13 protein-coding genes are annotated in these 14120 nt (G+C 67.3%); 10 read left to right on the forward strand and 3 right to left on the reverse strand.

Annotated elements, in window-relative coordinates; genetic code table 11:
- Window positions 1-4: 4 nt before the first annotated feature.
- The 3 genes from AC3ARF_RS05380 to cysS are packed head-to-tail and all read right to left on the reverse strand — an operon-like array spanning window position 5 to window position 3114.
- The gene (locus AC3ARF_RS05380) at window positions 5-1243 is read right to left on the reverse strand and encodes an MFS transporter (protein WP_498930964.1); all 1239 of its coding nucleotides are present in this window, start codon (window positions 1241-1243) and stop codon (window positions 5-7) included.
- Window positions 1240-1677: a SufE family protein gene (locus tag AC3ARF_RS05385; RefSeq protein ID WP_498930966.1), complete on the reverse strand. Its 438-nt coding sequence runs from the start codon at window positions 1675-1677 to the stop codon at window positions 1240-1242. The genes AC3ARF_RS05380 and AC3ARF_RS05385 overlap by 4 nt, the downstream gene beginning before the upstream one ends.
- Before the next feature lie 15 nt (window positions 1678-1692).
- Window positions 1693-3114: a cysteine--tRNA ligase gene (cysS, locus tag AC3ARF_RS05390; RefSeq protein WP_498930968.1), complete on the reverse strand. Its 1422-nt coding sequence runs from the start codon at window positions 3112-3114 to the stop codon at window positions 1693-1695.
- A 172-nt stretch (window positions 3115-3286) separates the two neighbouring features.
- Here cysS and AC3ARF_RS05395 point away from each other — a divergent pair, with 172 nt between their 5' ends.
- From AC3ARF_RS05395 to AC3ARF_RS05440, 10 genes are all read left to right on the forward strand, one after another.
- Entirely contained in the window at window positions 3287-3736 is a 450-nt protein-coding gene (locus AC3ARF_RS05395) for a hypothetical protein (protein WP_498931765.1), read from the forward strand.
- A gap of 298 nt (window positions 3737-4034) precedes the next feature.
- Window positions 4035-5066 (forward strand): N-acetylornithine carbamoyltransferase, encoded by a 1032-nt coding sequence (locus AC3ARF_RS05400; RefSeq protein WP_498930970.1) that lies wholly within the window; start codon window positions 4035-4037, stop codon window positions 5064-5066.
- Between the two features lie 108 nt (window positions 5067-5174).
- Window positions 5175-6368, forward strand: coding sequence for an argininosuccinate synthase (locus AC3ARF_RS05405; RefSeq protein ID WP_498930972.1), 1194 nt, complete (start codon window positions 5175-5177; stop codon window positions 6366-6368).
- A gap of 5 nt (window positions 6369-6373) precedes the next feature.
- Window positions 6374-7471: an acetylornithine deacetylase gene (locus AC3ARF_RS05410; RefSeq protein WP_498930974.1), complete on the forward strand. Its 1098-nt coding sequence runs from the start codon at window positions 6374-6376 to the stop codon at window positions 7469-7471.
- Window positions 7468-8790: an acetylglutamate kinase gene (locus AC3ARF_RS05415; RefSeq protein ID WP_498930976.1), complete on the forward strand. Its 1323-nt coding sequence runs from the start codon at window positions 7468-7470 to the stop codon at window positions 8788-8790. Before AC3ARF_RS05410 ends, AC3ARF_RS05415 begins: the two co-directional genes overlap by 4 nt.
- Before the next feature lie 3 nt (window positions 8791-8793).
- A complete protein-coding gene (locus AC3ARF_RS05420; protein WP_498930978.1) occupies window positions 8794-9402 on the forward strand; it encodes a GNAT family N-acetyltransferase in 609 nt (202 codons plus the stop codon).
- Window positions 9395-10360: an N-acetyl-gamma-glutamyl-phosphate reductase gene (gene argC, locus AC3ARF_RS05425; protein WP_498930980.1), complete on the forward strand. Its 966-nt coding sequence runs from the start codon at window positions 9395-9397 to the stop codon at window positions 10358-10360. The genes AC3ARF_RS05420 and argC overlap by 8 nt, the downstream gene beginning before the upstream one ends.
- A 19-nt stretch (window positions 10361-10379) precedes the next feature.
- On the forward strand, window positions 10380-11669 hold the full coding sequence (gene argH, locus AC3ARF_RS05430; RefSeq protein ID WP_498930982.1) for an argininosuccinate lyase: 1290 nt from the start codon (window positions 10380-10382) through the stop codon (window positions 11667-11669).
- Window positions 11666-12826, forward strand: a complete 1161-nt coding sequence (proB, locus tag AC3ARF_RS05435; protein ID WP_498930984.1) for a glutamate 5-kinase — start codon at window positions 11666-11668, stop codon at window positions 12824-12826. The genes argH and proB overlap by 4 nt, the downstream gene beginning before the upstream one ends.
- Window positions 12823-14085 (forward strand): glutamate-5-semialdehyde dehydrogenase, encoded by a 1263-nt coding sequence (locus AC3ARF_RS05440; protein WP_498930986.1) that lies wholly within the window; start codon window positions 12823-12825, stop codon window positions 14083-14085. The genes proB and AC3ARF_RS05440 overlap by 4 nt, the downstream gene beginning before the upstream one ends.
- The last annotated feature ends 35 nt before the right edge of the window (window positions 14086-14120 follow it).

Below are 14120 nucleotides of genomic sequence, written 5' to 3' on the forward strand. Positions count from 1 at the left end.
GCGGTCAGCGAAGCTCCCCCAGGTTGAGCCTGCGGAGCTTCGGGGCATATCGCGCGGTGATCCCCACTACCGCCAGGGTCATGCTGCCGCCGAAGATCACCGACGGCACCAGCCCGAGTACCCGCGCCGCCACGCCCGATTCGAACGCGCCCAGCTCGTTGGAAGAGCCGATGAAAATGCCGTTGATCGAGGCCACGCGTCCGCGCATGTGGTCGGGGGTGGACAACTGCAGGATCGTGGAGCGCACCACCACCGACACGCTGTCGCACATGCCCGACATCATGAGCAGCGCGGCCGACAGCCAGAAGTGGCGCGACAGCGCGAAGCCGATGATGCACAGGCCGAAGCCGGCCACCGCGGCCAGCAACAGCCGGCCGGCGTTGCGGTCCGGCGGATGGCGCGCCAGCCACATGCCCACCAGCACCGCACCCGCGGCCGGGGCCGCGCGGAGGATGCCCAGTGCCTCGGGGCCGTAGTGGAAGACGTCATTGATGAAGGCCGGGAGCAGGGCCACCGCGCCACCAAACAGCACCGAGAACATGTCCAAGGCTTGCGCGCCCAGGATCACCTGGTTGTTGAAGACGAAGCGCAGGCCCTCGCCGATGCTGCGAAAGATAGGGGCGCGCTCGGTCGGCAGGGCGGGTTCGGAGACGCGAAGGCTGATGATGGCGATGGCGGCCGCCAGTGCGAATGCCGCGGCGACCAGGTACGCAGTGGTCTTGCCTCCCAATGCCACCAGCACACCGCCCAAGGCCGGGCCTACCACCAGTCCGGTCTGCATCACCACGCTGCTGATACCCGCGCCTCGGGCGTAGGCCTCCCGGGGCAGCACCCGCGCGAACAAGGACATGTACACCGGGGCAAGGAACGCGCGGACCACGCCATTGCAGGCGATGGCGACGTAGATGGTGATCGTGCCCATCGCCGGCACGCTGCCGTGGGCGACACCGGCCAGCACCAGTGTGGTCACGCACAACCCCAGGCACGCGGCCATGCCCAGCCGGCGACGGGGAAGGTGGTCCACGGCATAGCCTGCGAACAGGGCGAAGGCGATGTAAGGCAACACCTCGGCCAGGCCGATCAGGCCCAGCGACAGCGTGTCGCGCGTCAGCTGGTAAATGTGCCAGCCAACGGTGACGGCCACGATCTGGTACGACAGCATCGCCAGCAGGCGGTAGCCCAGCAGGCCAAGGAACGCAGGGTTGCGCAGTACCGTGGCCACCCCCGGTACCGGCGTGCTCACAGGGCGGCTTGGGCCTTGTCGCGGATGAAGCCGAGCAGCGAGGTCAGCCCGTTGCTGCGCGTGGGCGACAGATGCTTGGCCAGGCCGATGTCGGCGATGTAGTCCGCCTCGGTGGCGAGGATCTCACGCGCGCTGCGGCCCGAATACACGCGCAGTGCGAGGTAGATCAGGCCGGAAACGATGGCCGAGTCGCTGATCGCGTGGAAGACCAGCCGGTCGGCATCGCCTTCCGCCACGATCCACACCAGCGACTGGCAACCCTGCAGGCGGTTGTCCTCCACCTTCCATTCGGCGGGCAGGTCGGGCAGCTTGCGGCCCAGGTCGATCAGGTACTGGTAGCGCTCGGCCCAGTCGCCGAAGAAAGCAAATTCCTCGCGGATGGCGGCCTGGGCTTCGGGGGCGGTGGGTTCGAGCGGGAAGGGAGAGACGGTCATGTCGGTGGCTCCAACTCAGGCCCGGCGCCAGCGCACGCCCTGTGGCGTGTCTTCCAGCAGGATACCGTCCGCGGCGAGCTGGTCGCGCAGCGCGTCGGCCCGGGCGAAGTCGCGGGACTTCTTGGCCGCGGTGCGCTCATCGACCAGCGCCTGGATGCGGGCATCGTCGTCGCCACTCGCGCCCCGCGCAAACCACGCCTCCGGCTGCTGCTGCAGCAGCCCCAACGCACGGCCGGCGGCGCGCAGACTGCTGCCCAACGTGGCCAGGGCCTTCAGCGGACCGTCGTCGCCCTCCACCTCGCCATTCGCGAGGGCATTGCGCAGCACGCGGGCATTGCCGGCGATGGACGCCAGCTCGGCCAGTGCCTGCGGGGTATTGAGGTCATCGTCCAGTGCGGTTTCGATGGCGGCGGGAATGGCCGCGTCCGGGGCATCGCCCGGGGCCACCAGCGCATCGATGTCGCGCAGGGTGCCGTACAGACGGTCCAGGGTACGGATGCTCTGTTCGATCAGGTTGTCCGACCAGTCCAGCGGCTGGCGGTAGTGCGCCGAGATCAGGGCGTAGCGCAGCGCCTCGGGCGGGTGCGCGCGCACCAGATCGTGGATCTTCTCGATGTTTCCCAGCGATTTGCTCATCTTGGCGCCGCCAAAGTTGAGCATGCCGTTGTGCAGCCACCAGCGGGCGAAGGGCTTGCCGCCGTGGGCGCACTCGCTCTGCGCGATCTCGTTCTCGTGGTGCGGGAATTGCAGGTCAACGCCACCGGCATGGATGTCGATGGTCTCGCCCAGGTGCGCCTCGGCCATGGCCGAGCATTCGATGTGCCAGCCGGGGCGGCCGCGACCCCACGGCGAGTCCCATCCGGGCAGGTCGTCGGTGGAAGGCTTCCACAGTACGAAGTCGCCCGGGTCGCGCTTGTAGGGCGCCACTTCGATGCGGGCACCGGCCAGCATGTCCTCGGTGTCGCGGCGGGACAGCTTGCCGTAACCGTCGAAGCTGCCCACGGCGAACATGACGTGGCTCTCGGCGGCGTAGGCATGGCCTTCCGCGATGAGGCGTTCGATCATGGCGATGATCTGCGGGATGTGGCGGGTGGCCTCCGGCTCGATGTCCGGCGGCTGCACGCCCAGCGCGGCCATGTCCTCGCGGTACGCAGCGGCGAAACGGTCGGTGATGGTCGAGATCGGCACCCCCTGTTCACGGGCGGCCGTGTTGATCTTGTCGTCGACGTCGGTGATGTTGCGGGCGTAGGCGAGGGCGCCGTAGCGGCGGCGGAGCACGTCCGCCAGCACGCCGAACACCACGGGCCCGCGGCCGTTGCCGATGTGCACGTAGTTGTAGACCGTCGGGCCGCAGACATACATGGTCACGCGGTTCGGATCGGCGGGGACGAAGGGTTCGACCCGGCGGGTCAGGCTGTTGTAGAGGTGCAGGCTCATGGGGGCTACGGCAGTGGACGGGGCATTGTAGCGGGGCTGGCCCTGTATCGCGGTGGCCCGGCGCTGGCCCCCCGGGGCGTTGCCCGGGTTCCGGGCCCGTGGAGGACAAGATCGTGACAGCAGGGGTTCAGCCCGTGGCGGCCGTCACGGACTACACTTGCACGCCATGCGTATGCCCTTCGCTTACCACGCCCCCCGCTCGGCTGCGCTTTGCGCGCTGCTGGCACTGTGCGCCAGCGGTGCGCATGCGCAGGACGCCACCGTCCTGCAGTCCGAGAATGTGCGGTACGACTACGCCCAGGTGCTGCGGGTGACGCCCGTGTACCAGACCTTGAAGGCCACCCGGGTGGAGCAGCGCTGCGAACAGGCCGGCAAGGGCGACAGTCGCCTTGGTCGCGTGGTGGGTGCGGTGAAGGGTGCGTTGACCCGTGACGAGGCCGAAGGCCAGGTCGACTGCCGCCCGGTGCCGGTCGCTCGGGAGTTCCGGCGCCCCATCGCGTATGACGTGGACTATGTCTACAAGGGCGCACGATACCGTTCGCGCCTGCCCGAAGACCCCGGCAACCGCCTGCGCATCCGGATCGGGGTGACCCCGGCGGTGCCTGGCGTGCGGACCCGCTGAGCCGGGCGCGTTCGCCCAACGGACTATTGCCCCCGCCGCCCCCACGTGCGAGCATTCGCTCCCTCATGAACGCCTTTTACGCCGACGCCGACGTGCTGACCTCCGCCTGGATGGCGGCGGGCATGACTTCGCGCGCGCGCCGACCGTTGCCTCCCAATCCGGCTGGGTAACGGCGCACGCCGTTCGTGAACGCAACACGACACACGAAAAGCCCAGCCTCAGTGCTGGGCTTTTTCGTTTTCAGTTTCAGCCGCAACCGACCCCTACCCCCACCCAGCTCCACCACCTGGACACCCCGATGACCACCTCCCACTCGCCGGCTTCCATGAGGCATTTCCTCAACACCCAGGACTGGTCGCGTACCGACCTGGATGCCCTGTTGACCCAGGCGGCGTTGTTCAAGCAGCACAAGCTGGGCGACGCGCTGAAGGGCAAGTCGATCGCGCTGGTGTTCTTCAACCCCTCCATGCGCACCCGCACCAGCTTCGAGCTGGGCGCGTTCCAACTGGGCGGCCACGCGGTGGTGCTGCAACCGGGCAAGGACGCGTGGCCGATCGAGTTCAACCTAGGCACGGTGATGGACGGGGACACCGAGGAACACATCGCCGAAGTGGCGCGCGTGCTGGGCCGCTACGTCGACCTGATCGGCGTACGAGCGTTCCCGAAGTTCGTGGACTGGGCGTATGACCGCGAGGACATCGTGCTGAAGTCGTTCGCCAAGTACTCGCCGGTGCCGGTGATCAACATGGAGACGATCACCCACCCGTGCCAGGAGCTGGCGCACGCATTGGCGCTGCAGGAGCACTTCGGCACCACCGACCTGCGCGGCAAGAAGTACGTGCTGACATGGACCTACCACCCCAAGCCCCTGAACACCGCCGTGGCCAACTCGGCGCTGACCATTGCCACGCGCCTGGGCATGGACGTGACTCTGCTGTGCCCGACGCCCGATTACATCCTCGACGAGCGATACATGGGCTGGGCAGAGCAGAACGTGGCCGAGAGCGGCGGCTCGCTGACCGTCAGCCACGACATCCAGAGCGCCTACGCGGGTGCCGACGTGGTGTATGCCAAGAGCTGGGGCGCGCTGCCGTTCTTCGGTAACTGGGCGCCGGAGAAGCCTATCCGCGACCAGTACCAGCACTTCATCGTCGACGAAGCCAAGATGGCGCTGACCAACAACGGCGTCTTCAGCCACTGCCTGCCGCTGCGCCGCAACGTCAAGGCCACCGACGCGGTGATGGATTCGCCGCAGTGCATCGCCATCGATGAGGCCGAAAACCGCCTGCATGTGCAGAAGGCCGTGATGGCCGCGCTGATCGGGCAGTGACGCGCGCGACGCGTTTGTCCAGGCGCCCTTGACGGCGGCTGAAGGCGTCCAGGACCACCCTCTACTTCTTGGCCCCGAGTGGGGCACCCCAACCGAGAACCTCCCCCCATGAGCAAAGATATCGTCCTCGCCTTTTCCGGCGGACTCGACACCAGCTTCTGCGTGCCGTACCTGCAGGAGCGTGGCTGGAACGTGCACACCGTGTTCGCCGACACCGGCGGCGTGGACGCCGACGAACGGGCCTATATCGAGGCACGCGCGGCTGAGCTGGGCGCCACTTCGCACGTCACGGTGGATGGCGGCCCGGCCATCTGGAACGGCTTCGTCAAGCCGTTCGTGTGGGCGGGCGAGGGCTACCAGGGGCAGTACCCGCTGCTGGTTTCCGACCGTTACCTGATCGTGGATGCGGCGCTGCAGCGTTGCGCGGAACTGGGTACCAACGCCATCGCCCACGGTTGCACCGGCATGGGCAATGACCAGGTGCGTTTCGACCTGGCGGTTAAGGCCTCGGGCGACTACGAAATCGTGGCGCCGATCCGCGAGATCCAGAAAGAGCACACCCAGACCCGCGCCTACGAGCAAAAGTACCTGGAGGAGCGCGGCTTTGGCGTGCGCGCCAAGCAGCAGGCCTACACAATCAACGAGAACCTGCTGGGACTGACCATGTCCGGCGGCGAAATCGACAAGTGGCAGGCCCCTGGCGAGGGCGCGGTGGGCTGGTGCAAGCCGCGCGCCGAATGGCCGACGGCGCCGCTGCGCGTGCGCCTGAGCTTCGTCAACGGCGAGGCCGTGGCGCTGGACGGCGAGAAGATGGACGGCCACCGCATCCTGGCCAAGCTCAACGACCTGTTCGCGCAGTACGGCGTGGGCCGGGGCCTGTACACCGGCGACACCACGATCGGCCTGAAGGGCCGGATAATCTTCGAGGCCCCGGGCCTGGCGGCGCTGCTGACCGCACATCGGGCGCTGGAGGAAGCAGTGCTGACCAAGCAGCAGAACCGCTTCAAGCCTGAGGTGGCGCGCAAGTGGGTGGAGTTGGTGTACGAGGGCTTCTTCCACGACCCGCTGAAGACCGACCTGGAGGCGTTCCTGGCGTCCAGCCAGGCGACGGTGAACGGCGACGTGGTGCTGGAGACCCAAGGCGGTAGCGTGGGCGCGGTGGCCGTGGAATCGGCGCACATCCTCAACGCCAAGGGCGCGACCTACGCGCAGTCGGCGGACTGGGGCGTGGCCGAGGCCGAGGGTTTCATCAAGCTGTTCGGCATGAGCAGCACGCTGTGGGCCGAGGTCAACCGCAAGTGACGACCATGCTGGACAAGGTCCTGCAACACCTGGAAGTGCTGGTGTCGCACGACACCCGCAACCCGCCACGCCTGATCGGCACCGGCGGGATGTTCGATTACATCCGTGCGCAACTGCCGGACTTCCGCATCGAAGTCACCGATCACGGTGAAGGTGCGGTGTCGCTGCTGGCGGTGCGCGGCAACCCGCGGCGCGTGTTCAACGTGCACATGGATACCGTGCCGGATTCGCCGGCATGGACGGCCAACCCGCACGTGCTCCGCGTGACCAGCGACCGCGCCATCGGCCTGGGCGCTTGCGACATCAAGGGTGCGGCGGCAGGGTTGCTTGCGGCTGCGAGCGCGACCCGGGGCGATGCGGCCTTCCTCTTCAGCACCGACGAGGAAGCAAACGACCCACGTTGCATCGCGGCATTCCTGGCACGCGAACACGGGTTCACCGACGCGATCATCGCCGAGCCGACGCAGTGCGAGGCGGTGCTGGCACACCGGGGTATCAGCTCGGTGCTGCTGCGCTTCCGGGGCGCGGCGGGCCATGCGTCCGGTGCCAACGCGATGCAGGCCAGCGCACTGCACCAGGCGATGCGCTGGGGAAGTCGTGCGTTGGATTTCGTCGAGTCGCAGTCGCACCAGCGCTTTGGTGGCCTGACCGGCCTGCGCTTCAACATCGGCAAGGTTGAGGGCGGCATCAAGGCCAACATGATCGCGCCCAGTGCGGAGGTGCGCTTTGGCTTCCGCCCGCTGCCGTCGATGTCCATCGATGGGCTGCACGAGCAGTTCGGCACGCTGATCGAGGCGGGCGGCATCGAGCGCTATGAAGAGACGTTCCGCGGCCCGTCGCTGCCTGCGGGCGATACCGCCAGTGCCGAGGAGAACCGACTCGCCGCGCGGGACCTCGCTGACGCATTGGGCCTGCCGATCGGCAACGCGGTCGATTTCTGGACCGAGGCCTCGCTGTTCTCCGCCGCGGGCCTGACCGCGATTGTCTACGGCCCGGGCGATATCGCCCAGGCGCACACCGCCGACGAGTGGGTCTCGCTCGACCAGCTCCGTCGCTACACCGATTCCGTTACCCGGATCCTCGCCGGGCACACCACACAATGAACGACGCACACGACATCCAGACCCGCCAGACCATCGTCCGCCTGCTGTCCAGCATGGCTGGCGCGAAGGAGATTTCGCAGTACCTGAAGCGCTTTTCCCAGCTGGACGCCAAGAAATTCGCGGTGGTGAAGGTGGGCGGCGCGGTGCTGCGCGACGATATCGACGCGCTCACCTCGTCGCTGGCTTTCCTGCAGGACGTCGGGCTGACCCCTATCGTGATCCATGGGGCCGGCCCGCAGCTCGACCAGGAGTTGTCCGCGGCGGGCATTGAGAAGCAGACGGTGAACGGCCTGCGCGTGACTTCGCCGGAAGCGCTGGCCATCGTCCGGCGCGTGTTCCATGCACAGAACCTGCGCCTGGTCGAGGCGTTGCAGGCGTTCGACGCGCGGGCCACTTCCATTGTCTCGGGCGTTTTCGAAGCGGAGTACCTGGACCGCGATACCTACGGGCTGGTGGGCGAGGTCAAGCGCGTGCACCTGGCCTCGATCGAGGCCGCGCTCAACGCCGGCTCGATCCCGGTGATTGCCAGCCTGGGCGAAACCGCGGGCGGGCAGATCCTCAACGTGAACGCTGACTTCGCCGCCAACGAGCTGGTGCAGGTGCTCCAGCCTTACAAGATCGTGTTCCTGACTGGAACGGGCGGGTTGCTTGACGACAATGGTCAGGTGATCGATTCCATCAACCTGTCCACCGAATACGACCACCTGATGGCGCAGCCGTGGATCAACGGCGGCATGCGGGTGAAGATCGAGCAGATCAAGGACCTGCTGGACAAGCTGCCCCTGACTTCGTCCGTATCGATCACGCGTCCGGATGAATTGGCCAAGGAGCTGTTCACCCACAAGGGGTCCGGCACGCTGGTTCGCCGCGGCGAACGCGTACTGAGCGTCAGCCAATGGGGCCAGCTCGATCTGGACCGCCTGCGCGTGCTGATCGAGTCGGCCTTCGGACGCAAGCTGCTTCCGGACTACTGCGAGCGCACCCGATTGTTCCGTGCCTACGTCAGCGAGAACTACCGCACCGCGGTGATCCTGACGGAAGAGGGTGGCTACACCTACCTGGACAAGTTCGCCGTGCTGGACGACGCGCAGGGCGAAGGCCTTGGCCGTGCGGTGTGGCAGGTCATGCGCGAGGAGAATCCACGCCTGTTCTGGCGTTCGCGCCAGGGCAACCCGGTAAACGCCTTCTACCACGGCGAGTCAGACGGCAGCATCAAGCAGGGCCCCTGGCGGGTGTTCTGGTACGGCATGGAGAAGTTCGACGACATCCGCTGGTGCGTGGAGCACTGCGATGCACGCCCGGCGACGTTGAAGGTCTAGCAAATGGAAATGAACGCCAGTTGGAAGGTGGTGCCGACGCTGCGTGGGGAGCATGTGACGCTCGAGCCGCTACGCATGGAGCATGCGGGGGGTCTGCGCGCCGCGCTGGGCGACGGCGAGCTGTCGCGCTGCTGGTATACGAGCGTGCCTGAGCCTGACGGGGTGGAGCGTTACATCCAGGCCGCGCTGGACGTCCAGGCGGCCGGTCGCGTGTTGCCATTTGCGGTCCGTTCCGCGAGTGGTGAGGTGGTAGGCACGACGCGCTTTTATGCGCTCGACCCCGAGGTGCCCAATCTGTGCATTGGCTACACCTGGTATGCGAAGCATGCGCAGCGCACGGGCCTGAACACCGAGGCCAAGCGGCTGTTGCTGGGATATGCCTTCGAGGCACTGGGCTGCATTGCGGTGTCGTTCGAGACCAGCTGGTTCAACTCTGCCTCGCGTGCGGCGATAGCGCGCCTCGGTGCCAAGCAGGACGGCGTGCTGCGGAACAACAAGCGGCACAGTGACGGCAGCCCAAGGGACACCGTGGTTTTTTCCATCATCGACTCGGAATGGCCAGCCGTGAAGCGGCACCTGCAGGCCAAGCTGGAAGGACATCGCAATGGATGACAAACATGGCATCCGACTGGGCATTGTCGGTGCCCGCGGATACGTGGGCGCGGAGCTGATCACGCTGATCGCGGGCCATCCGCGCTTCGAGCTGGCCTTCGTCTCCTCGCGTGAACTGGCAGGCCAGAAGGTGTCGGATCACAACGCCGCCTATCGGGGTGAGTTGCGCTATACCGCCCCCTCGAATGCCGACTTGCCGGCGCTGGGGGCGGACGCCGTCGTGCTCGCCCTGCCCAACGGCAAGGCTGCCGATTGCGTGGCCGCGTTCGATGCCGTGGGCGTGGATCCGGTGATCATCGACCTGTCGGCGGATTATCGTTTCGACGACGGCTGGTACTACGGCCTGCCCGAGCTGACCCGCAGCCGCTATCGCGGCGAGCGCCGCATCAGTAACCCCGGCTGCTATGCCACCGCCATGCAACTGGCCATCGCGCCAATGCTCGACGTGCTGGCAGGGCCCGTGCAGTGCTTTGGCGTTTCGGGCTTCTCCGGCGCCGGCACCACGGCATCGGACAAGAACGATCCTGGCAAGCTGCGTGACAACCTGATGCCATACGCGCTGGTCAACCACGTGCACGAGCGTGAGGTGACACGTCACCTGGGGCATCCCGTCGAGTTCATGCCGCACGTGGCGCCGCACTTCCGGGGCATCACCCTGACTGCCAACCTGCACCTGTCGCAGCCGATGACGCGGGACGAGGTCTTCGCCCGCTACCGGGAGCGTTTTACCGGCGAACCGCTGGTGCGGGTGCACGACGAGGCCCCCTGGGTCAGTCGCATCGCGGGCGCGCACCACGTCGACATCGGTGGCTTCGCCCTGTCCGAAGACGGCCGTCGCATGGTGGTGGTCGCCACCGAAGACAACCTGCTCAAGGGTGCCGCCACGCAGGCGCTGCAGAACCTGAACCTGGCTTTCGGGCTGGATGAAATGGCCGGTATTTCCACCGGCAACGATTGATTCGAAGGAAGATTCCTCCATGACCCAGTTGCTCTGGCAGAAACCCGGCGTGAAGGTGGATGAGCGCATCCAGCGCTTCCTTGCCGGCGAGGACGTGATCCTCGACCGCGAGTTCTTTCTCTTCGACATCCAGGCCAGCCGTGCGCATGCCGAGGGTCTGCAGCAGATCGGCATCCTGACGGGCGAGGAGCTGGACGGCATCAAGCGCGAGCTGGCAGTGCTGGCCGAGGATTTCCGCGCGGGACGCTTCGTTCTGGACGAACAGTTCGAGGATGGCCATTCGGCCATCGAAGCCCGCCTGATCGAGCGGCTGGGAGACGCTGGTCGCCGCATCCACACCGGCCGCAGCCGCAACGACCAGGTCCTGGTGGCCACACGGCTGTGGCTGAAGGACCGATTGGCGCGAGTGATGGCGCTGTGCCGCGAAAGCGCCGAGGTGGCGTTGGCGCGTGCGGCGGCGGAAGCCTCGCTGCCGATCCCCGGCTACACCCACCTGCAGCGGGCGATGGTCTCGTCCGGGGGCATGTGGTGGGCGGCTTGGGCCGAGGGCTTCATCGACGATGCCGTGCGCGCCCGCGACACACTGGCCTGGGTGGACGCCAACCCGCTGGGCAGCGCCGCCGGCTATGGCGTCAATCTGCCGCTGGCACGCGACCACACCACGCAGGCGCTGGGCTTCGGCCGGATGCAGGTGGCCGCGACCTATGCGCAACTCTCGCGTGGCAAGTTTGAAATGGGCGCGATCGATGCGCTCGGCGCCGCGCTGCTGGATGTGCGGCGCCTGGCGTGGGACCTGAGCCTGTTCACCAGCGCCGAGTTCGGCTTTGTCGCGCTGCCTGCCGAGTACACCACCGGCAGCTCGATCATGCCCAACAAGCGCAATCCGGACGTGGTGGAACTGATGCGCGCCAGTTACTCAGCCGTGGCCGCCGCGCGCACCGAGATCGAGCAGCTGTTGTCGCTGCCGTCGGGCTACCACCGCGACCTGCAGTTCTCGAAGGGTGCGATTTTCCATGCCTTTGGCCGTGGCCTGGGCGCGTTGGAGCTGCTGCCGGACCTGTTGCGCAACCTGGAGTGGAGGCCCGAGCGGATGCGGGAGGCTCTCGACCCGTCGATGTACGCCACCGACCTGGCGGTGGATCTGGCGCGCCAAGGCATGCCGTTCCGCGATGCCTACAAGCAGGCCGCCGATCCGGCGCGCTGGGCGGAGGGCGATCCCGAAGCCAGCCTCCGGTCGCGGGTTTCGCCCGGTGCGGCCGCCGACTTGCGTCTGGACGTCCTGCAGCATCGATTGGACGCGCTGCAATGAACGGGGCGGCGGGGGACTTCATCGCGCAGCCCCTGCCGTCTTGGCGTCGCGCCGTTCTGAAAGTGGGCAGCAGCCTGTTGGCGGGCTTTGCCGACCAGACCCCCGGCAGCGGACTGGATGCCCGCCATGCCACCAGCCTGGCGCGCTTCGTCACCGAGGCACGCGCACAGGGTCGCGAAGTGGTGCTGGTGTCGTCGGGCGCCGTGGCCGCCGGACGGGGTCGCATCGCCACCGGTGGCAACGGATTGGTGCAGCGCCAAGCACTGGCCGCATTGGGGCAGGCCTCGCTGATCGCCTTCTGGCAGGCGCTTTCGCCCGTGCCGGTTGCGCAGGTACTGCTGACCCACGATGACCTGCGCAATCGCCGCCGCTACCTGAACGCCCGTGAGTCCCTGCACGAACTGCTGCGACTGGGCGCGTTGCCCGTCGTCAACGAGAACGACACCGTTGCGGTCGACGAACTCAAGCTTGGCGACAACGACAACCTTGCCGCGGCGGTAGCGTCACTGGTCGAGGCCGACCTATTGCTGATAGCCACCGACATCGGCGGCCTCTACAGCGCGCACCCCCAGCAGGACCCCGGCGCACGTCCCATCACCTTCGTTGAGTGCGTGACGCCCGAGTTGTTTGCCGCGGCGAGTGGCGGCGCGGGGCGCTTGGGCACGGGCGGCATGCACACCAAGCTGGAAGCGGCGGCCAAGGCCGCCTCGGCCGGGATTGCCACCGCGTTGTTCTGTGGCCGCGATGATGCGATCGTGCGGGCGCTGTCGCAGGGCATGCTGCACGGCACGCTGATTGCGGGGCATGGCGACCGCCTGCGTGCGCGCAAGCAGTGGTTGCGGCACGCGCCTGCCTCCGGGGTGCTATTCGTGGACGAGGGCGCCGAGGGCGCGCTGCACCGTCGCGGCGCCTCGCTGTTGCCGGGTGGGGTAGTCACCGTCGAAGGCGAATTCCGCCGGGGTGATGTCGTCGATATCCGCGCGGTGAGCACTGGCCAGCCACTGGCGCGCGGACAGGCGCAATACAACGCCAGCGAAGTGCGGCGCATCGCCCGCCACCACAGCAGCGAGATCGAGGCGCTCCTCGGTTTCCGCTACGGCGAATCGGTGATCCACCGCGATGATCTGGTGGTGCTGCATGCGGGGAGCAAGGCATGAGTGGTTACGTCAGACAACTGGCCGAGCAGGCCCGCGTGGCTGCGGCCATCATGGCCACGACGGACGCGACAACGCGCCGGCGGCTGATCGAGGGCATGGCTGCGCAGCTTGAATCCAGCCGCGATGCAATCCTGGCTGCCAATGCCGAAGACCTGGCGCGGGGCAGGGAGGCGGGGCTGAGCAGCGCGATGCTCGACCGGCTGATGCTGGATGGTGCACGCCTGTTGGCCGTTGCCAATGCGCTGCGCGACGTGGCCGCGCAACCCGATCCCTTGGGACAGGTCACGCGCCGCGAAGTGCGTCCCAACGGGGTCGTGGTGGAGCGCCAGCGCGTGCCGCTGGGGCTGATCGCCATGATCTACGAGGCGCGCCCAAATGTGACGGCCGATGCCGCGGCGCTGTGCCTGAAAGCGGGCAATGCTGTCCTGCTCAGGGGGGGCTCGGAGGCGCGGGCCAGCAATGGCGCCATCGCCAGTTGTCTCCACGCCGCACTGCGCGCCGAAGGCCTGCCGGAGGCCGCTGTGTCCACGATCTCTGATCCCGCGCGCGAACACGTGCTGGAACTGTTGCAGCTTACCGACCTGGTCGACTTGGCCATTCCCCGCGGCGGCGAGGGCCTGATCCGTTTCGTGGCCGAACACGCGCGAGTCCCGGTGATCAAGCATTACAAGGGCGTGTGCCACCTGTACGTGGATCGCGCTGCCGACCTGGACAAGGCGCTCAACCTGCTGCTGGATGGGAAGGCGTCCCGGCCCGGGGTCTGCAACGCACTGGAGACGCTGCTGGTCCATCGCGACGTCGCCGAGGCGTTCCTTCCTCCCGCTTTGGCTGCGCTGGGGGCGCGCGGCGTGGAGGTGCGGGGTTGCGAGCGCACCCAAGCCATCGTCCAGGGCGTCCACCCGGCCAACGAAGCCGATTACGCCGCAGAATTCTTGGACCTGATCATCGCCGTGCGGGTCGTGGACAGCCTCGAGGAGGCACTGGCGCACATCGCGCGCCATGGTTCCGACCACACTGAAGTGATCGCCACCGAAGACGCACAGGCGGCCGAGGCGTTCGTGCGTGGCACGCGCAGTTCCGCGGTGATGGTGAATGCATCCTCGCGCTTCAACGACGGCGGCCAGTTGGGGTTGGGTGCGGAGATCGGCATCTCCACCACGCGCCTGCATGCCTATGGCCCGATGGGCGTGGAGTCACTCACCATTGAGCGCTTTGTGGTGCGCGGCGAGGGCCAGGTGCGACACCCGGACCTGTTGTGACCGGTGATACGGGCAGTCGTGCGCCACCCGCCGCC

This window comes from Lysobacter sp. KACC 24251 (genome assembly GCF_057747755.1).